Annotated in this window: 17 protein-coding genes; 4 read left to right on the forward strand and 13 right to left on the reverse strand. The window is 73.1% G+C overall.

Features of this window, described 5'->3' with window-relative positions; genetic code table 11:
- Window positions 1-183 precede the first annotated feature (183 nt).
- Entirely contained in the window at window positions 184-1752 is a 1569-nt protein-coding gene (locus tag ABD331_RS29405) for a golvesin C-terminal-like domain-containing protein (protein ID WP_344481380.1), read from the reverse strand.
- Window positions 1753-1930: 178 nt separating this feature from the next.
- On the opposite strand from ABD331_RS29405, the gene ABD331_RS29410 reads away from it, so the two are divergent.
- The 3 genes from ABD331_RS29410 (at window position 1931) to ABD331_RS29420 (ending at window position 6539) form a co-directional block, all read left to right on the forward strand.
- On the forward strand, window positions 1931-3913 hold the full coding sequence (locus ABD331_RS29410; protein WP_344481383.1) for a family 10 glycosylhydrolase: 1983 nt from the start codon (window positions 1931-1933) through the stop codon (window positions 3911-3913).
- Window positions 3914-4171: 258 nt separating this feature from the next.
- Window positions 4172-5254, forward strand: a complete 1083-nt coding sequence (locus tag ABD331_RS29415; protein ID WP_344481385.1) for a sensor histidine kinase — start codon at window positions 4172-4174, stop codon at window positions 5252-5254.
- Between the two features lie 100 nt (window positions 5255-5354).
- Entirely contained in the window at window positions 5355-6539 is a 1185-nt protein-coding gene (locus ABD331_RS29420; protein WP_344481387.1) for a monooxygenase, read from the forward strand.
- Window positions 6540-6542: 3 nt separating this feature from the next.
- On the opposite strand, the gene ABD331_RS29425 is transcribed toward ABD331_RS29420, so the two are convergent.
- The 12 genes from ABD331_RS29425 to ABD331_RS29480 all read right to left on the reverse strand — a co-directional run bounded on the left by ABD331_RS29425 (window position 6543) and on the right by ABD331_RS29480 (window position 22756).
- Window positions 6543-7964, reverse strand: a complete 1422-nt coding sequence (locus ABD331_RS29425) for a pyridoxal phosphate-dependent decarboxylase family protein (RefSeq protein WP_344481390.1) — start codon at window positions 7962-7964, stop codon at window positions 6543-6545.
- Window positions 7961-9274: an MFS transporter gene (locus ABD331_RS29430; RefSeq protein WP_344481392.1), complete on the reverse strand. Its 1314-nt coding sequence runs from the start codon at window positions 9272-9274 to the stop codon at window positions 7961-7963. Before ABD331_RS29430 ends, ABD331_RS29425 begins: the two co-directional genes overlap by 4 nt.
- Entirely contained in the window at window positions 9271-9891 is a 621-nt protein-coding gene (locus ABD331_RS29435) for a TetR/AcrR family transcriptional regulator (RefSeq protein WP_344481395.1), read from the reverse strand. The genes ABD331_RS29430 and ABD331_RS29435 overlap by 4 nt, the downstream gene beginning before the upstream one ends.
- 51 nt (window positions 9892-9942) lie before the next feature.
- Complete coding sequence (locus tag ABD331_RS29440) at window positions 9943-10365, reverse strand: hypothetical protein (protein ID WP_344481397.1); 423 nt, start codon at window positions 10363-10365, stop codon at window positions 9943-9945.
- A gap of 101 nt (window positions 10366-10466) precedes the next feature.
- Complete coding sequence (locus ABD331_RS29445; protein WP_344481399.1) at window positions 10467-11648, reverse strand: ABC transporter permease; 1182 nt, start codon at window positions 11646-11648, stop codon at window positions 10467-10469.
- Complete coding sequence (locus tag ABD331_RS29450) at window positions 11648-12406, reverse strand: ABC transporter ATP-binding protein (protein ID WP_344481401.1); 759 nt, start codon at window positions 12404-12406, stop codon at window positions 11648-11650. Before ABD331_RS29450 ends, ABD331_RS29445 begins: the two co-directional genes overlap by 1 nt.
- Complete coding sequence (locus ABD331_RS29455; RefSeq protein ID WP_344481404.1) at window positions 12399-14198, reverse strand: peptidoglycan-binding protein; 1800 nt, start codon at window positions 14196-14198, stop codon at window positions 12399-12401. The genes ABD331_RS29450 and ABD331_RS29455 overlap by 8 nt, the downstream gene beginning before the upstream one ends.
- 10 nt (window positions 14199-14208) lie before the next feature.
- Window positions 14209-15102: a hypothetical protein gene (locus ABD331_RS29460; protein ID WP_344481406.1), complete on the reverse strand. Its 894-nt coding sequence runs from the start codon at window positions 15100-15102 to the stop codon at window positions 14209-14211.
- A gap of 34 nt (window positions 15103-15136) precedes the next feature.
- Window positions 15137-16033 carry a hypothetical protein gene (locus ABD331_RS29465; RefSeq protein ID WP_344481408.1) on the reverse strand — a complete coding sequence of 299 codons (897 nt, stop codon included), beginning with the start codon at window positions 16031-16033 and terminating at the stop codon, window positions 15137-15139.
- Complete coding sequence (locus ABD331_RS29470; protein WP_344481411.1) at window positions 16030-16353, reverse strand: PadR family transcriptional regulator; 324 nt, start codon at window positions 16351-16353, stop codon at window positions 16030-16032. The genes ABD331_RS29465 and ABD331_RS29470 overlap by 4 nt, the downstream gene beginning before the upstream one ends.
- Before the next feature lie 60 nt (window positions 16354-16413).
- The gene (locus tag ABD331_RS29475) at window positions 16414-18942 is read right to left on the reverse strand and encodes a glycoside hydrolase family 9 protein (RefSeq protein ID WP_344481413.1); all 2529 of its coding nucleotides are present in this window, start codon (window positions 18940-18942) and stop codon (window positions 16414-16416) included.
- Between the two features lie 121 nt (window positions 18943-19063).
- On the reverse strand, window positions 19064-22756 hold the full coding sequence (locus tag ABD331_RS29480) for a BTAD domain-containing putative transcriptional regulator (RefSeq protein WP_344481415.1): 3693 nt from the start codon (window positions 22754-22756) through the stop codon (window positions 19064-19066).
- Window positions 22757-22929: 173 nt separating this feature from the next.
- Between ABD331_RS29480 and ABD331_RS29485 the strand changes: the two genes are divergently transcribed.
- Window positions 22930-23436 carry a hypothetical protein gene (locus tag ABD331_RS29485; protein WP_344481418.1) on the forward strand — a complete coding sequence of 169 codons (507 nt, stop codon included), beginning with the start codon at window positions 22930-22932 and terminating at the stop codon, window positions 23434-23436.
- Window position 23437: the final 1 nt, after the last annotated feature.

The following is a 23437-nucleotide window of genomic DNA, read 5'->3' on the forward strand; positions in this document are numbered from 1 at the left end:
GACGGCCGAAGGGGGCGGGATGTTGCACCGTCCGGCCATCGTTCTGGCCGGGACCGCGGGTGAGGCGCGGGTACGGCACGCGCCCGGGCATGGGGGACAGCATGGGGACGGCATGGGGACGGCATGGCAACGGCCCGCGCCCGGGAGGGGTATCGGGCGCGGGCCGTCACGCGGAGAGGGTCGTTACCTGCTGATACGCACCGCGTCCGCGATCACGTAGCCGGTGCCCGAGGTCCACCGGCTCACGCCGACCACGTTGTACGTGCCGGCGTTCAGCGAGAACGTCCCGAGGCTGCGCCACGCCCCGCCGCCGGACCGTTGATCGACGTACACGGTCTGGTTGCCGCTGGACGTGGACACGATGTACGGCGCCGAGCTGTTGTACCCGGCGTCCGCCGGATACCAGACCTCGACCTGGTACGTGCCCGCGCTGGGGATCGTGGCCGAGTACCACGCCGCGTCGCTGGCGGAGACGGGGTCGGCGAAGCGGTAGTCGGCGCCGTGGCGCTGGCTGGAGTAGGTGGAGGTGCCCCAGTTGGCGCTGGCGGTGAACTGGCCGGAGGTGGCGTTGTCCACCGTGGTGGTGAACGTGGGGGTGCCGCCGCCACCGGTCACGTAGTTCATGTACGTGGTCCAGTTCCAGTGCGAGCCCGGGTCGGTGTGGGTGGCGCCCGGGACCTCGTTGTGGCCGATGATGCCGGTCCTCGTCTTCGGGATGCCGTACTTGTCGCAGAGGTAACGCGTCAGTGCGGCCGAGGCCCGGTACATGGCGTCGGTGAACCACGAGGCGTCACTGACGTAACCCTCGTGCTCGATGCCGATGGAGCGGTTGTTGTAGGTGGAGTTGCCCGCGTGCCAGGCGACGTCCTTGTCGCGGACCATCTGGGTGATGGCGCCGTTGGAGGACTTGACCACGTAGTGGGCGGAGACCTGCGCGCTGGGGTTCTGGAACCAGGAGATGGTTCCGGCGTAGGAGCCCTGGGTGACGTGGATGACCACGCGGTCGATGTTGTAGCTGGTCTCGCGGCTGGAGACGCGGTAGTTGCTGCTGCTGGCCGCGACCCAGGCGGCCGGCGGGTAGTCGGCGCTGGCGAGGGCGACCGGGCTGTCGGCCGGCTCCCCGGCCTGCTTGCCCGCGCGGGCGTTCAGGTCGCGGGCGTCGGCGTACTCGCCGCGGTCGGCGGTGATCTCCTGCGGTCTGACCTGGACGCCGCGCAGGTCGATGCCGAGGCCGAGTTGCTCGTAGACGGCGTCGGCGTACAGGCGGGCCAGCTCGGGTGAGGAGGCGTTGCCGTACTGGGCGACGGCGCGGTACCAGCGGCCGGCGTCCTTCCTGGCGGTCTCGTCGAGGCCGAGCTTGTCGGCGATGGCGCGCAGCACGGCCGCGCCGCCGAGGATGTTGGCCTCGTCGTCGGTCTTGAGCTTGTCGGCGGGCAGCCGGGTCAGCTCGGCGGCCTGTTCGAGCGAGTGGTTGGTCGGGTTGCTGACCAGGTGCATCACGCCGTAGCCGTTGCTGGCGCTGGGCTCGCCGTGGTGGCCGTCGAGGTGGGTCTCGGCGTAGGCGAGGGCGATGAGCAGGTCACGCGGTACGTCGTGCGCGGCGGCGGCCTTGCCGAAGGCCGCGGAGAGTGGGGATTCCTTGACCGTGACCGCCTGGGACTGCGACCAGGCGGGCTGGGCGGCCGCGCTGAGGGGGAGGATGGCGAGGATCGAGGTGGCGAGGGCTGCTAATCGCGTGCGGGCGAGAGTCATGGGGTGCTCCTCGTTCACAGGTGACGGGAGCACGCTACGACAAGATCTTGACCGATGTCGATAATTGACATTACTGCTGAGTTAAGTGAAACTTCTCGCCCTCGCCGGGGCACGCGGTGTCCTCTGATGTTTGTGAAGACTATTGCGCTTTCTGGCGGATGCGCTGAAACTTCCCTTCGTGACCGCGCTCCTGCGTACCGTCCTCGCGGTGCTCGTCGCCGCCGCGCTCGCCAGCCCCCTCCACACCCAGACCGCGCTCGCCAGTTCCAGCCACACCCAGACCGCGGTGGCCGCCTGCGCCACCGACCCGGCCACCCCGAAGCGGCAGCTCCGCGCCATGTGGATCTCCTCGGTCGCCAACATCGACTGGCCCAGCCGCACCGGGCTGAGCGCGGCGGCACAGCAGGCGGAGTTCCGCGCCTGGCTCGACCTGGCCGTCTCCAAGCGCATGAACGCCGTGGTCGTGCAGGTCAGGCCGACGGCCGATGCGTTCTGGCCGTCGCCGTACGAGCCGTGGTCGCAGTGGCTCACCGGCACCCAGGGCGGCAACCCGGGCTACGACCCCCTCGCCTTCATGGTCAGCGAGGCCCACGCCCGCAACCTGGAGTTCCACGCCTGGTTCAACCCGTACCGGGTCGCCAACCACGACGACCCCTCCAAGCTGATCTCCACGCACCCGGCGCGGCAACACCCCGACTGGCGCTTCGCCTACGGCGGCAAGCTCTACTACAACCCGGGCATCCCGGAGGTACGCGACTTCATCGAGGACGCGATCATGGACGCCGTCTCCCGGTACGACGTGGACGGCGTGCACCTCGACGACTACTTCTACCCGTATCCGGTGAGCGGCCAGAGCATCCCCGACGCGGCCACGTTCGACCGGTACGGCGGCTCCTTCACCGACGTCGGCGACTGGCGGCGCAACAACGTCAACCTGCTGGTACGCGAGCTCGACCAGCGCATCCACACCGCCAAGCCGCACGTCTCCTTCGGCATCAGCCCCTTCGGGATCTGGCGCAACGCGGGCACCGACCCGCTCGGCTCGCGCACCTCGGGGCTGCAGTCCTACGACGCGATCTACGCCGACAGCAGGCAGTGGGTCAAGCAGGGCTGGGTCGACTACCTGGCGCCCCAGATCTACTGGCACATCGGCTTCTCCACCGCCGGGTACGAGGTGCTCACGGCGTGGTGGTCCGAGCAGGTCAGGGGCACCGGCGTGCAGCTCGTGATCGGGCAGGCCGCCTACCGGGCGGGCGCCTCCGGCCAGGACGCCGAGTGGCAGGACCCGGCCGAGCTGAGCGACCACCTCCACGACAACCGGCAGCACCCCGAGATCGCCGGCGACGTCTACTTCAGCGCCAAGGACGTCAAGGCCGACCGCATCGGCGCGTTCACCAGGGTACTCAACGCGCACTACGCCAAGCCCGCGCTGCTGCCCGCCCGCGGCTCCGCCGCCGCCCCCGGCACCCCCTCCATCACCGCCGCCACCAGGGGCTCCAGCGGTGTGCAGCTCTCCTGGTCCGGCTCCGGCACCTCCTACGCCGTGTACCGGGTGGACGGCACGCCCACGACGGCCGACCCGTGCTTCTTCGCCGACGCCCGCAACCTGATCAAGACGACCAGGCAGACCACGTTCACCGACACCACGGCCGCCGCCGGGACCGCCTACACCTACTACGTGACCGCGCTCAACCGCACCCACCAGGAGAGCGGGCCCAGCGCCGGACGGGCCGTCACGGGGTCGTCGTCCGGCGGGTTCAGCGTGGTGATCGACAACGCCGGCGGCGGGTTCGCCGCCGGCTCGGCCTGGGGGACCTCGACGTACTCCACGCAGCTCTACGGCGCCGACTACCGCTTCGCCGAGCCGGTCGCGGCCAGCGATCCCGCCTGGTTCCGGGCGGCCGTTCCCAGCGCCGGGAGTTACCGGGTGGAGGTGTGGTATCCGGCCAACTCCGGCTACAACAGCGCGACGCCGTACATTGTCGCGGCCTCCGGCGGCAACCGCACGGTCACCGTCGACCAGCGCACGGGCGGCGGGGCCTGGCGCGACCTCGGGACGTTCACCCTCGCGGCGGGCACCTACGACGTGGTCGGCGTGAGCCGCTGGACCTCCACCACGGGGTACGTGATCGCCGACGCCGTCCGCATCACGAAGCTCTGATCGGCCACCCGCCCAGAGGCGCGGGGATCGGTCATGCGTGCGGAGGTGCGGTGACCGGTCATGCGTGCGGAGGTGCGGTGACCGGTCATGCGTGCGGAGGTGCGGCGATCGGCCATGCGTGCAAAGGCGCGCGATTGGCTACGCGTGCGGAGGTCGGTGAGCACGGCCATCGACCAGGCGCGCGGAGGCGGGCGGGGGTGGTGATCGGCTACGCGTTCAGGGGTGGGCAGGCACGGCGGGTGATCGTACGATGAGGCGGTGGACGGTGCCCGCGCGCGACCGATCGACGCTGTCGCGGTCCTGGCCGCGGCAGGTTTGACGGCCGCGACAGGCTATGCGGGCCCAGGCTTGGTGATCGTGCTGGCGGGGGCGCTGCCGCTGCTGTGGATGCGCCGCGCGCCCCTCGTGGTCGCGTGGATCTGCGCGGGCACGGCGCTGGCGGTGCCGGTGCTGGCCCTGGTCGTCCCGTCCGCCGTGCCGCTGCCGTCCGCCGGGGCGCCGCTCTGGCCGCCGGCGGCGCCGTTCGTCGCGTACGGCGCGATGGCGTTCGCGGGCGACCGGCGCCCGCTGTCCCGGTGGATGCCGGTGATGGTGATCGGCTTCGCCGTCCTGACCCTGCCCGACCGGCTCGCGCTGATCGCCAGGAGCGAGGCGGCGATCGCGCTGGCGGTCATGTACGGCATGTACGTGTCCGTCAGGGAACGGCTCCGCGCCGAGCTGGCGGAACGCTCTGAGCGGATCGAGCGGGAACGGCTGGCGGGCGAGATGCACGACGTTGTCACCCACCGCGTCAGCCGGATCGTGCTGCAGGCGGGCGTGCTGGCCGGGGCCGCCGGAGACGACCGGGCCAGGGCGGCGGCCGAGGACATCCGGACGATGGGCTGCGACGCGCTGGACGAGCTGCGGCACATGGTGGCGCTGCTGCGGCGCGGCACCGGCGAGGGGTTCGACCTGGGGCTGCCGCTGCCCGACCTGCGCCCGCTGGTGATCGTTTCGGCCCGCGACGGGGTGCCCGTGGAGCTGTCGGTGGACGGCCCTCCCGCGCCCGTGTCCGGGCTGGTGGGGCGGACCGCGTACCTGGTGGTCGAGGCGGCGCTGGCCAACGTGCACAAGCACGCGCCCGGCGCGGACGTGCGGGTGGGGGTGCGGTACGCGCCCGGCAACGTGCGGATCGCGGTGCGCAACACCGGCGGGATGCCGGACGCCTGGGTGGCCGTCGCTGGGCCCGGGATGAGCCTGCCCGACCTGCGGGAGCGGGTGGAGCTGGCGGGCGGCACGCTGTCGTGCGGTCCTACCGAGGACGGCGGTTTCCGGGTCGAGGCCACCTTCCCCACCTCATGAGGGCGCGACCGTGGTTTGACGGGCGGGTCATCCCAGGGAAGTAGTGAGAGCGTCCGGCCGGAGGATGCCCCGGCGGCCTCGCGCGGGTGAGTGTGGCAGCATGACGCGATTCGCCCGCATCGCAGCCGCGCTCGGCGCGGCCCTCCTGCTCGCCTCCTGCGGCGTGGCCGCCGAACCGCCCGCCGCCTCGCCGGGGCAGGCCACCGCCTCGCCGGGGCACTCGGGGCATGCCACCGATTCCCCGGGGCATTCCGGGCACGCCACCGAGCCGGCGCCCGCGGCGTCGCCGCTGCGGCCAGGTGAGCGGTTCGTCAACCTCTCGATGGCGGAGCCGTACACGCCGGGCCCGCCCAACGGCGGCACGGACGACTACCGCTGCTTCCTCGTGGACCCCAAGCTGACCGGCCGGGTGTCGCTGACCGGCGCCCAGTTCGAGCCGCAGAACACCGCCATCGTGCACCACGCGATCTTCTTCCGGCTCTCGCCCGAGCAGGCCGCGAGGGTGCGCGCGGTGGACGACAGCTCACCAGGCCAGGGCTGGTCCTGCTTCGGCGACGCGGGCATCGGCGACGCCTCCTGGGTGGCGCACTGGGCGCCCGGCAGCAAGGAGTCGCTGCTCGACCCGCGTTACGGCTACGACCTGCCCCCGGGCAGCAGCCTGATCATGCAGGTGCACTACAACCTGCTGAACGTGAAGGGCGAGCCGGGCACCGACCGCTCGGGCATCCGCCTCCGGGTGACTGACCGGCAGCTCGAACCGCTGGAGACCGGGCTGTACTTCGCGCCCGTCGAGCTGCCCTGCACGCCGGAGGAGTCGGGCCCGCTGTGCGAGAGGGAGGCCGCCGTGCGGGACGTCGGCAAGCGGTTCGGGGAGGACAGCCTGACGCAGGTGAGGCTGCTGGAGCAGTACTGCGGGCCGGTCGAGGCGGGGCCGACCCAGCACTGCGACGTGCCGGTCGGGTCGCCGTTCACGGTGCACGCGCTGGCCGGGCACATGCACCTGCTCGGCAGGGCCGTCAAGATCGAGCTGAACCCGGGCACCGCCAAGGCCAGGACGCTGCTCGACGTGCCCGAGTACAACTTCGACGACCAGTCGCTGCGGCTGCTGCCCGAGCCGGTCGACGTCCGGGAAGGCGACGTCGTGCGGGTCACCTGCACCCACGACGCCGGCCTGCGCGCCCTGCTGCCCGAGCTGCGCGGCACCCCGCCCCGGTACGTCGTGTGGGGCGACGGCACCAGCGACGAGATGTGCCTGGGCATCGCCATCACGTCCGCGCCCGAGTAGGGGTCAGCCGCTGTAGAGGACCGACAGGAAGCGCACCAGCACCGCCTCCCGCGCCTCGGCGGGCAGCGCGTCGAGCACCGTGTTGACCACCGCCATCTCCGGCTGCCCCGTTCCCGGCCGCAGGTCCACCCCCACGGACGCGCTCAGCTCGCCGAACGTCGCGTCGTCGATCGCCTCCAGGTCCAGCCCCGCCACCAGCTCGACCAGCCCTTCCGGCAGCACGACGGGCCCGCGCTCGCGCGCCGCCACGGCCGACTCGGCGATCACCTTCAGCATGGCCTCGACCCCCGACAGGGTGACCCCGGTGACCGTGACGTGCAGGTTCGCCGGGATGCCCGCGTAGGAGAGCTGCGGCTGCAGGAACCAGCCCCGCGCCCGCGCCTCGTCGGCCAGCACGAACACGTCCACGTCGGCGCCGGTGAAGGCCACCAGCGACGACTCTGGCGCGCCGAGCACCCGCAGCCCGGGGATCTCGGCCAGGCCCGCGCGCAGCCTGCGGGTCGCCTCCAGCGTGGTGTGGCCCAGCTCGGCGTACCCCTGCCTGCCCAGCGACTGGAGGGTGGCCCAGGCACCGCCGAGCGGGCCCGCCGACCTGGAGCTCTGCACGGTCGCGTTGATGATCGTGTAGCCGGGCCAGGCCGCCGACGCGAAGTACGCCTTGCGCCGCGCCGCGGGGTCGGCGAACAGCAGCACCGAGGCGCCCTTGGGCGCGTAGCCGAACTTGTGCAGGTCGCAGGAGATCGACGTCACCCCGGGCACGGACAGGTCGAACGGCGGCACCTCCGCGCCCGCCTCCCGCAGCCAGGGCAGCAGCCACCCGCCCACGCACGCGTCCACGTGACACGGCACGCCCGCCGCCGCGGCCACGGCCGCCACCTCCTCGACGGGGTCGATCACGCCCTGCGGGTAGGACGGCGCGGAGACCACGACCAGGATCGTGTCCTCGTCGATCGCCGCCTTCATCTCGCCGGCCCGCACCTTGTACGTCTCCAGGTCCACAGGCACGGGCCTGACCACGACGCCCAGGTAGTGGGCCGCCTTGTGGAAGGCGGGGTGCGCGGTCACCGGCAGCACCAGGTTCGGGCGGTCGCGGCCGGCCAGGTCGCGGGCGGCCTTGACGGCCAGCATGATCGACTCGGTGCCGCCGCTGGTGAAGATGCCGTGCCCGCCGCCGAGCAGGTCGGCGACCGCGCCGACGACCTGTCGCTCCATCTCCACCACGCTGGGGAACGCGGTCGGGTCCAGGCAGTTGACCTCCAGCATCTCCAGGTACGCCCGGGTCGCGGCGTCGTTCACCTCGGCCCGGCCGGTGTCGTAGACGTAGGCGGTCACCTGGCCGCCGCGCACCGGCAGGTCGTGCTCCTTGAGCCGGGCCACCTCGGCCAGCAGGTCTTCGGCGGTCCTCCCCGTCGGCGGCAGGTTCACACGCTCTCCTTCTTCGTCGTGAGCCGCCCGTACCGGACGACGAACGGCAGGCTGATCAGCATGAGCAGGGCGGGCAGCGCGGTGAACCCGAGCAGCAGCCCGGTCAGCGCCCCCGCCGGTTGCGCGACGGGCGACTCGACCGGCGCGGAGACGAACCCGGACACGGTCAGCACCAGCGCGAACAGGCCGGGCCCGAGCGCGAGCCCCGCGGTCTCGCCCGCCGTCCACAGCCCGGTGAACGCCCCGGCCTGGGCGTGCCCGGTGCGGGCGGCGTCGGCGTGCACGGTGTCGGGCAGCAGCGACAGCGGCAGCAGTTGCAGCGCCGCGTAGCAGATCCCGGCCAGTGCGGTCAGCGCCAGCGTCGCCGCGGTGCTGCCCGCCGCGACGGCCGGGACCAGCGCGACCGTGACGCCGCAGAAGCCGGCGGACGCGGCCAGGTAGCAGCGCACCGGCCCGTGGACGCGGGCCAGCCAGGCCCACCCGGGCACGGCGAGCATGCTCGGCCCGACCAGGCAGACGAACATCACCGAGGTCAGGCCGTAGTCGCCCAGCCGATACGCGGCCACGTACGGCGCCCCGGCCAGCATCACGGCCACGGCCAGCGCCTGCGTCACGAACGCCGCCAGCAGCACGAAGAACGGCACGTTGCCCCTGGCCAGGCGGAAGGCGACCACCGGGCCGAGCTGGCGTGGCCCCGGCCTGGACGGCACCCACCGGGTGGCCAGCGTCGCCCCGGCCAGCGCCGCCGCCATGACCGCGCCGACCGTCACGCCCATCACGGCGTATCCGGCCCGGCCGCCGCCCGCCAGGTCCACCACGGCCGGGGCCAGCCCGCCCGCCACCAGGATGCCGACCGTCAGGCACACCACCCGCCAGGACATGATCCTGGTCCGCTCGCCCTGGTCGGGCGACATCTCGGCGGGCAGGGCCACGTACGGGACCTGGAAGCAGGCGAACGCGCTGGCCGCCAGCAGGAACGCGGCCCCCGTCCAGACCGCGCCGGGAACGTCTCCCGGGACGGCGAACATCAGCGCGAACGTCACCGGCAGCGCCACCGAGCCGACGGCCAGCAGGCGCGTCCTGCGGCCGGTCCTGACGGCCTCGCGGTCGCTGGCGGCGCCGACGAGCGGGTTCAGCAGCACGTCCCAGATCTTGGGGGCGACCAGCACGAAGCCCGCCACGGCGGCGGGGACGCCGAGCACGTCCGTCAGGTAGTACAGGAGCAGCAGGCCGGGCACCGCGGAGAACACGCCGGTGCCGACGGAGCCGATGCCGTAGCCCAGCAGCCTGTCCCTGCCGAGGCGGCTCACCGGGGGTCGCCCGGCAGGCCGAGCGTGCGGTGCAGGCTCTGGTGCAGGTGGGCGCGGAAGCGGCGCAGCGCCGCCCGGTCGCCGGCCGCCCTGCGGCGGCCCTCCGCGTCGAGCACGCCGCCCTTGGCGAAGCCGTGCACGGTCCAGATGACGCTCCACACCGTGTAGTCGAGGTCCGTCTCGGCGGAGATCAGCCCGGCCTCGACGGCGGGCCGCAGCGCGGCGCCCACCGCGTCGACCAGCGGCTGGACGTACTGGCGCTCCAGCTCGGTGATGTCGCCGGCGTCGGAGAGCCAGCGGTGCATCCACAGGGCGGGCACCTCGGGGTTGTCCACGCAGAAGTCGAGGTAGTCGTCGGCCAGGCGGTGGATGGCGGCCACCGGGTCGTCGCCGGGCAGCCTGGCCAGCGCCTGCTCCAGCGCCGCCTTCTCGGCCCGGTGGGCGGCCTCCATGACGGCGAGGTACAGCTCCCGCTTGCCGCCCACGTGGTAGTTGACGGTCGCGATGTTCAGGCCGGCGGCGTCGGCGATCTGGCGGGTGGAGGTGCCGTCGTAGCCGAGCGCGGCGAAGAGATGCGTGGCGGCCTTGAGAATCACCTGGGCCTGGCCGGAGGTCATGTGACCGAAGGTAGTTCGGTCACCCGCTCCCGGTCAATCGCTTGATGGAGACTAGTCGGGCGCCCAGTACTTCTCCATGATCTTGTCCAGGTGCCTGACCACCGGCTGCCAGGTCGAGGGCACGTCGTACACGCTGGCCCGCCGCTTGTCAAAGGCCAGCGTGTACTTGATGAAGTCCGCGCCCTGCGGCGGGCGCTGCGAACGGCCGATCTTCAGGTGCCGCAGGTAGCCGCGCAGCTTGCGCTCCTCCTTGGCGGTCAGGCACTTGTCGATGGTCGGCCCGGTACGGCGGCTGAGCCGTACACAGCCGCTGCCGTAGACGACCACGCGGTCGTTCAGCCCCGCGAAACCGCCCTGTTTGCGCAGCTCCACCAGCACCCGCTTCGGGGCGACCTCCGCCTGCGCCGGAGCCATGGACGTGCTCAGCGCCGGCAACAGCAGTGCGGGCAGGAGCACGATTCGCCAGATCGTCATGTCCGTTAGACGTCTCCCGGCCCCGATCGGCTCACCAGAGCTCATCAGAGTTCACCAGAGCTCACCAGAGCTCACCAGAGCTCACCAGGGCTCACCAGGGCTCACCTGAGTGCGTCCACCGGCTCCATCCTGGCCGCGCGCAGCGCAGGGTAGAGCCCGGCCAGCAGCCCCACCAACGCCCCCGCGACCGGCGCGGCCAGCGCCAGCCGCACGTCCAGCAGCGGCGTCCACTGCTTGACGGCCGAGACCGCGACGACCGCGACCACGCCGAGGCTCGCCCCGGCCACCCCGCCGGTCAGGCCGACCAGCGTGGACTCCAGCAGGAACTGCGCGGCGATGTGCCGCCTGGCCGCGCCGAGCGCGCGCCGCAGGCCGATCTCCTGGACGCGCTCCATCACGGTGACCAGCGTGACGTTGGCGATGCCGACCGCGCCGACGACCAGCGAGACCAGGCCGAGGATCAGGAAGAGCGCGTCCACGTCGCCCTGGGCGCCGTCCCGCGCCCTGGTCGGGCTGGGCGGCGAGATCACCTGCAGCAGATCGCCGTTGCCGGGGCTGAGCGCGGACGGGGCCTGACCGGCGATCAGCCCGGCGGCGCCCAGGCTGGTGTTGACCAGCACCCTGGTGACCTCGCGCAGCCCGAACTGGCGGCCGACGGTGGGCGGCACCATCACGGCGGTGGACAGGTTCTTCTCGCGGCGCAGGTCGCCGAGGATGCCGATCACCGTGTACGCGTGCTTCCCGATGAAGATCGCCGGTGCCCGGTCGAGCCGGGTGACGCCGAGCATCCTGGCCGCCTCCTCGCCGATCACCGCCACCCGGTCGCCGCGCCCGACGTGCCCGGCGTCGTAGAAGCGGCCCTGCGTCATCCGGCCGCGCGCCGCCTCGGGCAGGCCGGTCGTGGCGGCCAGCACGGTGAGGGTCTGCGCGGTCACCCTGGTGGGGTCCACCAGGTCGGTGGAGCGTACGGACAGGTCGGCGCCCTCCTTCGCGTCGGCCACCGCGGCGGCAGACTCCACGCCGCGCAGCCTGGTCACCCGCTCGACCGCGTCCCAGCCCACCAGCGGCGGGCCGGTGGTGGAGCCGGGCACCTCCACGGTGATGGCCGTGGCGACCAGCTCGTCGAAGCGGCCGACGATCTGGTTGCCCGCCGTGGCGGCCACGCCGAGCGTGACGACCAGCGTGGTGATGCCGAGCACGGTGCCGAGCGTGGTGAGCGCCGAGCGGACCGGCCTGGCCAGCACGCCCGCGACGGCCTCGCCGATCAGGTCGCGTACCCGCATCACGCCTCCACGAGCAGTCCGTCGGTGATCCGTACGCGGCGTCTGGCCCGCTCGCTGACCTCCTGCTCGTGGGTGATCACCACGATCGTCAGGCCCTGCTCGCGCAGCTCGTCGAACAGGTCGAGCACCGCGTCCGTGTTGCGGCTGTCGAGGTTGCCCGTGGGCTCGTCGCACAGCAGCAGCGACGGGTCGCCCAGCAGGGCCCTGGCGATGGCCGCGCGCTGGCGCTCGCCCCCGGAGAGCCGGCCCGGCGTGAACCCCGCCCGATGCCCGAGACCCACCCGCTCCAGCGCCGCCAGGGCCCGCTCCCGCCTGCCCCTGCGGGTGCGCGTGCCGTAGAGCTCGGCGAGCATCACGTTCTCCGCCACCGTTCGGTGGGGGAGCAGGTGGAAGGACTGGAAGACGAAGCCGATCCGGTCGCCGCGCAACCGGGTCCTGGCTCCGTCCCGCAGCGTGGTGGTCTCCGTGCCGTCCAGGAGGTAACTACCGGAAGTGGGGCGATCCAGGAGGCCCAGGACGTTCAGCAACGTCGACTTGCCGGAGCCCGACGGGCCGACGATCGCCAGGTGGTCGCCGCGCTCGACGCGCAGCGAGACCTCGCGCAACGCCAGCACCGGCGGTCGCGCGGGAAACCGCCTGCAGACGTCGCGCAGCTCGATGACCGGCGGCCTGCAGATGCCGCTCGGCTCGATGACCGGCGGCTGCGTGGCGAGCCGCCCGCGGACGTCGCCCGGCTCGGTGACCGGCTGCTCAGGCATTGCCGATCACCACCCGGTCGCCCTCCTTGAGCGCGCCGGTGACCTCGACGTTCCCGTCGGCGGTCAGGCCCGTGCGGACCTCCACGTCCCTGGTCCTGTCCGTGGCGTACTCGACCCGCACCCGCGCCTTCCCGTCCGCCGAGGTGATCACCGCCGCCACCGGCACCACCAGCACCGGCGCGTCGGTGGCCCCGACCGTCACCCGCGCGGTCACCGCCGCGCCCGCCCGCAGCCCTCTGCCGCCCGACGGCGTCAGCAGGACCGGTACCGACCCCTCGGGGGCCGCCTCGCCGCCGGGCAGCCTGGCCTTCTCACCGACCGCGGCGAGCCTGGCCGGGTACGTCGTGCCCGCGTCCACCTCGATCGCCGCCGCCATGCCCGGACGCAGCAGCTCCGACTCGGCCGTCTCCACGGACCCGGTCACCGCGAACGCGGAGCCCGTCACGGTGGCCACCTCCGCCTCGACGTTCTGCCCCGCCTTCACCGACACCTTCCGCACCCGGGCGGGCAGCTTCGGCAGGAACACCACCTCGCCTGGCGGGATCGACACCCCGTACGTGCGGGCGTACTCGGCCAGCAGTTCCTTGGCCGCCGCCAGGTCCTTGCCTGCGTTCGCCACCTTGAGCCGGGCCGGGGAGAGCTGCCTGGCCTGGCGCAGCGCCTGCTCGGCGGTGGTCACCGCTTCCCTGGCGGTGCGCACGGACTTGCGCAGCTCTTCGAGTTTGGCGTCCCTGGCCTCCCGCGCCTGCTCGCGTGCCCGGTCGAGGGCTTCCTCGGCCGCAGTCAGGTCCGCTCTGGCGTTGGCCACCCTCAGCTCCAGCAGGCTCGTGTCGGTGGAGGCGGAGGGCTTGGGCTCGGGCGAGGGGGTGCCTGCCGGTGTGCTGGAGGGCGTGGCGGTCGCGGCCGCGCTGGTCCCAGTCGTGCCGGTCGCGGTCGCGCTGGTCGCGGTCGTGCCGGACGAGGCCGTGCCGGACTGCGGCTTGGTGGCCGCCGCGAGCGCCTGTTCGGCCTCCAGCAGCCGCTCCCGCGCCGCCCGCACAGCCGACTCGGCCGCCGCCAGCGCCGTCTCGTCAGCGGGCGTGAACTCGCGCGACTGGGCAGCGGCCAGCGCGGCGCGCGCCGACTTCAGGTCCGCGCGGGCGTTGTCCAGCCGGACCTTCAGCGGCAGCACGTCCCGCCCCCGGTCCAGGGCCTGCTTCTCGGTCGCGAGGCTCTCCTCGGCCGTCCGCACGGCCTTGCGCAGCGTGTCGTACGTCTGCCGGTCGGCGAGCGTCGGCTGCTGCGCCTGGTAGCCCTTCTTCGCGTACAGCCTGGTCACCGCGGCGATCGTGGCCGGGTCGAACACGCCCGTGGCGGGCGCGGCGTGCCCGAGCCTGCGCAGGGCCCGCTGCAACTGCTCGACGTCGTCGCCCTCGGCGCCGGGGACGATCGTGCGGTGCATCGGCACGGAGCCGCGCAGCGCGAACACGGGGCGGCCGTTGACCTCCATCAGCACGGCGCCCTCCGCGATCCGTCCCTTGCGCGGCGCCCGGGTGGCCCGCTGCGTCCCGGCCGTGCCGCCGACCGCCCCGGCCAGGCTGATCGGCAGCGGGGAGCCGTACTCCAGAGTGCCGCTGAGCACCACGGTGCTGACCAGTTTGCGGCGCTCGACGGCGGCGGTGACGAGGGAGGCGGCGGGCGCGGCCCGGCGGGCCGCCTCGTCGGCGGGGGAGCGCAGCCGCGAGCCGACCGCCCAGCCCGCGCCCGCGACGGCCACGACGCCTGCGACGATTCCGGCGAGCATCTTCCTCATGGCGGGCTCGTCAGAACGCGTACTGGTCGTTGACCCGCCGCTGGAGCTCGGCCGCCTTCGGCGCGTAGGCCGCGTAGAAGTCCTTGCCGCACTCCAGGTCGTCGAGGGCCGCCTTGATCTCCTTGGCGAGATGCGGCCTGGCCTGCTGGGGGGTGAGCGTCGGCATCACGAGCTGCCGGGTGTCCTCGGTCATCTTCTGGCCTCCGCGCATCTCCGGGCTCTGTTCGCGGCCGATGGCGCTCTGCCGTTCCGTGAACTCGTTCTCGCCGCGGCGCGCGATGGCCGTCGGCTTGAGGTCGGAGACTCGGTAGCCCTTGCCCTTGAGGCAGGTGGCCGTGGCGCCGGCCAGCTCGACCAGGCGGGCGTCGCCGTCCAGCTCGTTGGCCTTGGCCCGCTTGTGGGCCTGGGCCATGTGGTTGTAGTAGTCGATGTTCGACTTCAGGTCCAGGCCGAGCACCTGCTTGCCGGCGGTGGCCACGCAGGTGTCCTTGGCCTTGTGGTAGGCGTCGAGCTGGGCCGGGGACAGGGAGGTCTGGACCTTGGCGTTGGGGTCCGCGATGGGGATCTCGGAGCCGGGGCCCGCGATCTCCTTCGGGTAGACGTGCACGGCGAATACCCCGAACCCGTACTTCTCGCGATATTTCAGCATTGCCTGGTAGTCGCCCGAGTCGCGCTTGCGTTCGTCCTCGGTCGGGGCCTCCGTCGGCCGCACGTACGGCACGTACGTGAAGCCCTTCTGCTTCATGCAGTCGGCCTTGGCCGACTCGAACTGGTGCCGCTTGTCCTTGACGGCGGCGCTCGCCGTGGGAGCGGGCTGCGCGGCGCTCTCCGCGGAGCCCCCGCAGCCGCAGAGGACGGCCGCGGAGCAGGCCAGGGCGAGGGCAAGGTGGGATCGCTTCGACATGGCAGCAGACCATACTCCGTTAAACGGAGCATGGTCAATCGAGACAGTGCCTCCGCTGGCGGAGCGGCGCGAACGCGGCGGCCAGGAACAGCAGGCCGAGGATCCCCGCGTAGGCCAGGTGCTGCCTGCCGAGATGCTCGGCGTGCCAGGCCAGCTCACACGAGAGCGCCAGCAGGTAGATCCCCGACGCCAGCGACCACCGGTGGTCGCGCGTCAGGTGTCCGGCCGCCACCACCAGCCCGAACGCCGCCGCCTCCACGGCCATCCTGCTCAGGCTGATCAGGTACCTGGTGTCCTCCGGCAGCCACGCGGGCCCCGCCCACGCGACCGGCACGACCGCCGCCCACCACCACCATGACCTGGCCCGCACCGGCCGCCGCGGCCAGGCGAGCAGCGCCAGGCCGATCAGTGTGATCGCGTAGCCGGCGGCCACCGGGAGCGGGTCGCTGTCCTGGAACAGGGCCCGGCCCGACAGCGGGTTCGGCGGCACCGGCAGCACGGCGACGTCGAACGCCTGCCGACCGGCCGCCAGCCCCACCGCCTTCACGCCGGTGAGGAGCGTGAGCGCGAAGGCCGTACGCGTCCATCCGCGCAGGATCGCCAGCAGCGCCAGCGCCGACACCAGCGTCCACAGCGGCAGCCGGTGCGCGTACGGCAGCAGCGCGGCCAGGTTCACCACCGCGACGGCCGTCACGCCCAGGTGCAGCCCGTCCACCCAGGCGCTGCCGGTGGCCTGGTGCGTGACGCGGCTGCGCAGGCCGCCCGCCAGCAGCCCCCACGCCTCCCTGAGCACGGGGAACCTGCGGCCGGGCCCGGCCTCCTCCAGGAGCACGTCGAGCAGCTCGTCGCCGTGCGCCCGCCGGTATGTGCGCGGGTAGGCCAGCAGCAGCCTGCGGTAACGCCGTTCGAGAGCGCCGCCGGGCGCCGTCATGCGCCGGACGGGCGCAGGACCAGGGCCGCCGCCTCCTGCATCCGTCTGGCCTCGGCCTCCACGAGCGCCTGGCCGTCGGGGGTGATCCTGAAGTAGCGCCGGTTGCGGCCGTTGACCGTCTCCTCGTGGTCCACGGTGATCACGCCCCGCTCGTTCAGGCGCTCCAGGATGCCGTAGAGCGTGCCCACGGAGGGCTGGACCCGCCCCCGCGACAGCTCCTTGATCGTCTTGCTGATCGCGTGGCCGTGCAGCGGGCCGGCGCGGAGTGCGGTGAGCACGAAGTACATCGGCTCGCTGACTTCAGAGGTTCCCCTGGGCATGGGGACGACGCTATTCCGTTCAACGGAGTGTCCGCAACGCCCAGGGGAACCCCGGTGCTTCTACTTGCAGCGCGCGCCGTTGAGGTGGAACACCTCAGGCGCCGGGTTCGGCCCGGCGGCGTTCGTGCCGTTGAAGCCGAATGTCACCTTCTGCCCCGGCTTGATCCTGCCGTTCCAGCGCAGGTCCTTCGCCGTCACCACCGAGCCGGACTGCGACAGCGTCGCACCCCAGGCGTGCCCGGCCCGCTGCCCGCTCAGGAACGACCAGCGCAGGCTCCAGCCGTCCACCGTCTCCTTGCCGGTGTTCTCGATCACCACCTGCGCGGTGAACCCGCCCGGCCACGAGCCGTGCGCGGTGTAACGGACCCGGCAGTCCGCGCGCTCGCCGCCGTCGGCCAGGAACGCCGACACCCAGGCCAGCGGGGAGTTCCAGTTGATGGTCAGCTCGTTCGTGGCCCACGACTCGATGTGGTCGACGTAGCAGAACTGCGGCTTGCAGCCCGTGAGCAGCCGCTGCGCCAGCGGGTCCTGGATGGCCGAGTTCGGGCCGCCGGCCAGCGTGCCGACCGGCGGGTTGGGCAGGGCGGGGTCGAGCTGGCGGGCGTACCAGCGGCTGTGCTGGTTCTTCGAGGCGACCTCGCCGTAGCCGGTGACGTACGACTGGTTGAGCGCGTTGCGGCCGAGGATGTAGTCCATGCCCTCACGCACGGCCGCGCGGTACTTCTCCCTGCCCGTCAGGTCGTAGGCGGTGGCCATGACCACCAGGTTGTTCAGCACCAGGTTGTTGGAGCCCCAGTCGAAGTCCGGCGGGTTGTACGGCAGCCCGTACGGGTGCGCCGTCTGGATCGCCAGGTACTTCTCGGCCCCCTCGACCACCGACTGCCGCACCCGCGCCCGGTCCGGCAGCGCGTTCGGCACCGTCGCCAGCTCCAGGCGGCCGAGCTGCGCCGTGTTGCCCCAGTCGAAGCCGCGCTCGCGCCAGACGTCGCCGGTGTGGTGCGGCGAGGCCAGCACGAAGTCACGGAACTCCTTCTCGCCCGTCGTCAGATACAGCTCGGCCGCCGCCCAGTAGAACTCGTCGCTCACGTCGCCGTCGCTGTAGGAGCCGCCGCCGATGCCGTCGTTCGGGTCGGCGTACTTCGCCGGGTTCGCCTTGGCCGCCGCCCACGCCTTGCGGGCCGCCGCGAGGTTCCTGGCGGCGAACGCGGCGTCGTACGGCGCGTACAGGCGGGCCGCCTGCGCGGCCGTCGCCGCCAGGTTCAGCGTGGCGGCCGTGGACGGCGGGTGCAGCTCGCGAAGCTGCGGGTCCAGGTGGGGCAGCAGGGGCAGGCCCGTCCAGTTCTGGTCGTGGATCTTGTGATGCGCCATGCCCGCGTACGGCTTGCCGTCCGGGACCTGCATGCTCAGCAGGAACTCCTGCTCCCAGCGGGCCTCGTCCAGGATGTCGGGACGGCCGTTGCCGCTCTCCGGGATGTCGAGCTGGCCGTCCCCGAACGCGGCCTTGTCCCGCTCGTAGGCGGCCATGAGCTGGTGGACGGAGATGCCGCCGTTGACGACGTACTTGCCGTGGTCGCCGGCGTCGTACCAGCCGCCCTTGACGTTCAGGCTGTAGTCGCAGACGCCCGGCTGGCACGGCACGCTCACGTCACCCTGGTTCGGCGCGACGCCCACGTGACCGGCCGGACGGGCGTAGCCGGGACGCAGGCTGTCGAGGATCTCGATGCCGCTGCGCTGCGTGTAGTAGAACTTCAGCGCGTCCACCGGGAGCTGGTCGTACAGGTCGGCCGCGAGGTCGAACGGCCGGCTCGTCTCGCCGTCGGCCGACAGCGTGTAGCCCTCGCCCGCCTTGCGGTAGCCGCTGAAGTCCAGCGTGTGGACGTTCTGGCCCGAGCTGCCGTCCACACCCCTGGGGACGGTCTCACCCGAGGCCACCGTCTCCTTGTCGGCGTTCTTCAGCTCCCACTCCAGCGGCTCGGTCGCCTCGGTGACCAGCGTGGCCTTCTTGGGGCCCGCCGGCAGGTAGCCCACCATGTTCACGCGCACGCGGGGGCCGGTGTCCGGCTCGTACTCCTCGGGTTCGGCGCCGCCCCTGAGCGACACGTCGTCCATGCAGAACCTCCAAGGCTCGGTGCTCCCGCCCAACTGGAAGACGACCTGCGCGTTCGGCAGCGACACGGGGGCGGTGAAGGTGTAGGAGTAGCTGTTGCCCGAGACGCTCAGCTCCGGCGCGGCCGACAGGTACTGCGTCCAGGGGTCCACCGGAAGCTGGATCAGCGCCCTGCCCACCTTGGCCGGGGTCGCGGAGGCGTAGAACTCGTAGGCGTACGTCTCGCCCTCCACCAGCGGGAGGTCGTTCTGGCCGATGATCACGTCCCACGGGTTGGCGGTGCCGCCGGGGATGTCGGCGCAGGCCCGGCCGTCCTGCACGGTCAGCGCGGTGTTGCCGGTGCTCCACCAGGGGGCGGTGCCGGCGTCGAAGGTGCCGTTCACGATCTGCTCGGGCCCCTCGTCCGCGGCCTGGGCCGCGGTGGCGGGGGACAGGGCGACCATGGTGAGAAGGGCCAGTAAGGCGGCCCGGCATCGGGTCATGGAGGTCCTTGAGGGCGGGGGGATTGGGAGCGCTCCCAAAAAGCGCGGAATCCGATCCTCCTTTCCCGCCGTCGCCCCGTCAACGGCTGCGCACAGCCCCCTTCCGAGAATCGTGAAACTTTCACGCCCGGGAGTGGCTCAGGTACTGGATGATCTCCTCCGCTCTGCGCCGGTCGTACGGGGTGGCCAGGCGGGTCGCCGTGGCGAGAGTCTGCTCCGCCGCCTTACGGGCCGCGGCCCGCTTGCCCGCGGCGGTCAGGACGAGGGCGCGGGCCCAGCCGACCCGCGCCGCGGCGCCCGGGTTCCTGGTGGCGTAGCGGGCCAGGTGGGTGTGGAGGGCACGGATGCTCTTGCGGTCGGGCCAGGGGTCCAGTGACCAGAGCAGCTCGGCCAGGCCGGTCCAGCACTCCAGCATGCCGCGCTGGGCGGCGGGCAACCGCCCGGCCAGGGTGAGCGCCGCGGCCAGCACCTCACGCACGTCCTCGCCCGCCGCCCCACGCTCCCGGGCGAGGTGTGTCTCCAGCGCGGTGCCGGACGCCTGGCTTTCCCGCAAGGTGAGGCTTTCCCGCAGGGTGAGGCGGGCTGTGGCGGTCATGAGGCGCATCTCCTGGATGGTGGGCAGGACCGGCCCGTCACACAGCCCGAGCTCCTTCGCGTGCGTACGCCGCCGCTCGTGCGAGGTGCGCGCCGCCGACAGGACCTCGCGGATCCGCTCCACGGGCACCCCGTCGAGCCGCAACATCGCCTCCGCCTGCCCGATCAGGCACCAGTGGCGGCCGATGTCGTCCCCGCCCACCCTCCTGGCCGCCACCTCCGCCGTGGCGGCGAACAGCTCGGCCGCCCGCTCGAACCGTCCCTGGCAGAGCGCGGTCTCGGCGAGCAGGCCCGAGCAGTTCTCCGCCACGCGCGGGGCGAGCGTCCTGGCGCGGCACTCGGTGAACGACCGCCAGGCCGCCTCGAACGCGCCCGCGTAGAGCTGGTCCAGCCCCCTGGCCAGGCGGGCGCGGCTCGCGGGCTCCGCGGCGCGATCGACGTCCGCCAGTGCACGGTCGGCCAGCGTGCCGTAGCGGGTGGCCAGGCGGTGGCGGCCGGCGACGCGGGCGATCGTGGCGGCGTTCGCGTACGCCTCCGCCCGCAGCGCGGCGTCGCCCGTACGCTCGGCGGCGTTGAGCTGGCGCAGGGAGGCGGCCAGCATCGTCAGGACGTCGTGCTGGTGGAAGGCGAGCCTGGCCAGCATGGTCAGCGCCTGCGCGGCCTCCCGCCCATCCGGGAAACCCCCCGACGACCGATGCGCGGGCGCGCGACCGCTCCCCGACGGGTGCGGCGCAAGTAATCGGTGCGCGGCCTGGCGGGCGGCGGCGGTCAGGGAGGCGGCGGCCAGGCCGCGTCGCGACTCGGGCAGCGGCTCGCCCAGCGCCTCCAGCGCCGCCCTGGCCAGGCGGGCCGCCTCGTGCTCCCTGGCGAGGTGGTGCTCGCTGGTGCCCGCCATCCACAGGTGGCGGGCCCGCAGCCTGGCGTCCTGCGAGGTACGGGCGAGGTGCCGGCGCACCACGGCCGCCGACTCCTCGTACAGGCGCAGCCGCAGGCACAACGTCCAGTACAGCTCCAGGAAGCGGGGCCGCCCCGACGCCGCCCAGGCCGTCCTGACGTTGTCCATCTCCACGCCCAGCGCGTCGGTGGCCGCCGCGTCCGAGGCGTCCTGGAGGGCGCCCGCGTGCTGTTCGAGCAGCCGGCCGAAGTAGGCGGCGTGCCGCCTGCGCGCCGCCCTGCGCTCCTCCGGGCTCAGGCGCGCGGCGGCGTACTGCTGGATGAGCGGGTGGACGGCGTAGCGGCCCGAGGGGGTCAGCCGGATCATGCTGTGGTCCACCAGGCGCACCAGCACGTCCGGGGTGGCGCCGGCGACCTCGACGGCCGCGTCCAGCGTGCAGCCGCCGCCGAACACCGACAGCGCCGCCAGCGTCCGCTGCCCCGCCGGGTCCAGCAGCCGCCACGAGGTCTCGAACACCGTACGCATGCAGGCGTGCCGCGAGCGCGCCGCCGGGCCCGCCACCGACAACAGGCCGAGGCCCGCGTCGAGATGCCTGGCCAGCTCCGCGCACGGCACGGCGCGCAGCAGACCGGCCGCCAGCTCGATCGCCAGCGGCAGGCCGCCGGTGGCGGCGCAGATCCCGGCCACCAGGGCGGCCTCGCGGTCCGGGTCGAACGCCGGGCACGCCTGCGCCGCCCTGGCCGCGAACAGCGCCTCCGACGCCGGGGCGCGCAGCCCTTCCACCGTCACCGTCACCTGTCCGGGCACGTCCAGCCGCCGCCTGCTCGTCGCCAGGATCCTCAGGGTGGGGGCGGCGGTCAGCATCGCGCCGATGACCTGGTCGAAGGCGGGGAGGTGTTCGAGGTTGTCCAGGACGAGGAGGAGGGGGCGCGGGTGGGTGGTCAGGGCGTCCATGAGCAGGTCGAGGGCGGGGCGCGGTGGGGAGAGGTCCACGTTCATGCGGCGGGCCAGCGTCGTCACGGCCGCCTCCGGCCGCACCCCGGCGAACGACACGAACGCCGCCTCCCACCCACCCCCCGCCACGCTCCCCGGCCCGCCCGGTACGGCGCATTCCGGCTCGCCCGCCGCCGCGCTCCCCGGCCCGCCCGGTACGGCGCATCCCGGCCCGCCCGCCGCCGCGCTGCCCGGCCCGCTTGCCGTCGCGCTGCCTGGCCCGCGAGGTGTGGCGCTTCCCGGCCTGACTGGCGCGCTTTCCGGCATGCGCGGTGTGGCATGTCCTGCCCTGCCTACCGCCGCGCTGCTCACGCCGCCTGCCGCCGCGCTGCCCAGCCCGCGCTGTGCGGCACCTTTCGGCTCGCGCAGTACGTTGCCTTCTGGTCTGCGCGGTGCGGCGCTTTCCGGCCCGCCCGGTGTGGCGCTTTGTGGGCTGGCCGTTGTCGCGTTTGCCGGTGCGGTGGAGGTCGGGGTTTGCGGGGTGGAGGCGGCGATGGCGAGGCGGGTTTTGCCGATGCCGCCCGGCCCCACCAGCGTGACGAGGCGTTCGCGGCCCAGCAGCGCCCGCAGCCGCCGGAGGTCGGCGTCCCTGCCGACCAGCTCGGTCCCGGGTGCGGGCACGGGGGCGCGGCGGGCGGGCGCGGGTGGCCGGGCGGCGAGCTGGAGCCGGACGGCGCGGGTCTCGGGCGCGGGCTCGACCCCCAGCTCGGCGGTGAGCCGCCGCCGCAGCTCGTCGTAGCAGGCCAGCGCCCCCGCCCGGTTCCCGGCGCGGGCCAGCGTCGCCATGAGCAGCCGGTGCGCCTCCTCGTCGTACGGGTCGAGCCCCGCCACGATGTACGCCAGCCGCGCCACCTGCTCGGCCGGTTCGTCGCGGGCGCCCATGAGCACTTGGCGCAGCAGCAGCCGGACCCCCCGGCGTTCGCCCTCCAGCCACTCGGCGAAGGCGGGCGCGTCGCAGAACGAGACGCCGTCCATGAAGTTGCCACGCCACAGCCGCAGCGCCTCGGCAACGGTGGGGGCCTGGGCGAGGTGCCGGCGGTCGACGAAGCAGCCGTCGGCGGCGCGCAGGCGTACGTGCTCGCGGGTGATGTCGAGCCAGCCGCCGACCTCCTTGCGCAGCTCGGTCAGGGCCAGGCGCAGGCTGCCCTTGGCGTTGGCGTCGGGCCGCTCGCCCCACAGGAGCGCGGCGAGTTCGGCGCGCGGCCGGGGAGCGGCGGTGGCGGCGAGGTGGCAGAGCAGGGCGCGGGCCTTGGCGGAGCGGACCCCCACCGGCGTCCCTTCGACGGAGAGCTCAGGGGACCCGAGCAGGAGCACGGTCAGCGACTGCCTCATAGCGCAGGAGGGTAGGCGGATACCCGCCGCCCGTACTGTGTGAAAAGTTACACAAGGCCTGTGCTCTGCGTGACTCACCTGGGCTTTAACGGAGCGCTCACGGTGCTGTCCGCACCCTGATGCCGCGTCTGCCGCGAAGGCCGCGGAGACGACGCACATCGAGGAGCACAGCAATGCACTCTCACAAGCTGATCGCCGCACTCGCCCTGGCCACCGGTCTGGCCGCACCCGCCGCGCTGGTCGCGACCCCGGCCCTCGCCGCCACGTCCACCACCCTGTCCTCCACCATGGCCTCGACCTGCCGGGTGGAGCTGTACGACATCGACAACCTCGACGTCGACGAGCGGGACGGCAAGGACGAGCTCCGCTTCCTGGTCGGCGGGAACCTGTTCCCCAGGCCCGGCTACTTCGCCATGCGCAACGGCGACGACGGCGACCCGGCGGACTTCGGCAACCCCAGCACCGCCGTCAGCAGCACGGGCAGCGTGTCGTTCAACCTGCGCGAGGTCACCCCGCCCATCGTCGGCAGCGGTGACAGCCTCGGCTCGATCACGGTGTCCGGCAGCTCCGTCTGCGCTCCGCTCACCACGGGCGGCGTGGACTACGTCCAGGACGTCATCGACGGCACCGACGAGACCTTCTACTCCTACCTCGTCGAGCTCAAGGTGACCGGGCTGTAGG

The organism is Nonomuraea monospora (assembly GCF_039531895.1).
GTDB classification, from domain to species: Bacteria; Actinomycetota; Actinomycetes; order Streptosporangiales; family Streptosporangiaceae; genus Nonomuraea; species Nonomuraea monospora.

What these genes read in the sequence shown, in the direction of transcription:
- ABD331_RS29460 (WP_344481406.1), bottom strand. Translation starts at nt 15,102, where the DNA reads ATGTCGAAGCGATCCCACCTTGCCCTCGCCCTGGCCTGCTCCGCGGCC.
- ABD331_RS29470 (WP_344481411.1), bottom strand. Translation starts at nt 16,353, where the DNA reads ATGCCCAGGGGAACCTCTGAAGTCAGCGAGCCGATGTACTTCGTGCTC.
- ABD331_RS29440 (WP_344481397.1), bottom strand. Translation starts at nt 10,365, where the DNA reads ATGACGATCTGGCGAATCGTGCTCCTGCCCGCACTGCTGTTGCCGGCG.
- ABD331_RS29480 (WP_344481415.1), bottom strand. Translation starts at nt 22,756, where the DNA reads ATGAGGCAGTCGCTGACCGTGCTCCTGCTCGGGTCCCCTGAGCTCTCC.
- ABD331_RS29420 (WP_344481387.1), top strand. Translation starts at nt 5,355, where the DNA reads ATGACGCGATTCGCCCGCATCGCAGCCGCGCTCGGCGCGGCCCTCCTG.
- ABD331_RS29405 (WP_344481380.1), bottom strand. Translation starts at nt 1,752, where the DNA reads ATGACTCTCGCCCGCACGCGATTAGCAGCCCTCGCCACCTCGATCCTC.
- ABD331_RS29435 (WP_344481395.1), bottom strand. Translation starts at nt 9,891, where the DNA reads ATGACCTCCGGCCAGGCCCAGGTGATTCTCAAGGCCGCCACGCATCTC.
- ABD331_RS29455 (WP_344481404.1), bottom strand. Translation starts at nt 14,198, where the DNA reads ATGAGGAAGATGCTCGCCGGAATCGTCGCAGGCGTCGTGGCCGTCGCG.
- ABD331_RS29445 (WP_344481399.1), bottom strand. Translation starts at nt 11,648, where the DNA reads ATGCGGGTACGCGACCTGATCGGCGAGGCCGTCGCGGGCGTGCTGGCC.
- ABD331_RS29485 (WP_344481418.1), top strand. Translation starts at nt 22,930, where the DNA reads ATGCACTCTCACAAGCTGATCGCCGCACTCGCCCTGGCCACCGGTCTG.
- ABD331_RS29475 (WP_344481413.1), bottom strand. Translation starts at nt 18,942, where the DNA reads ATGACCCGATGCCGGGCCGCCTTACTGGCCCTTCTCACCATGGTCGCC.
- ABD331_RS29450 (WP_344481401.1), bottom strand. Translation starts at nt 12,406, where the DNA reads ATGCCTGAGCAGCCGGTCACCGAGCCGGGCGACGTCCGCGGGCGGCTC.
- ABD331_RS29465 (WP_344481408.1), bottom strand. Translation starts at nt 16,033, where the DNA reads ATGACGGCGCCCGGCGGCGCTCTCGAACGGCGTTACCGCAGGCTGCTG.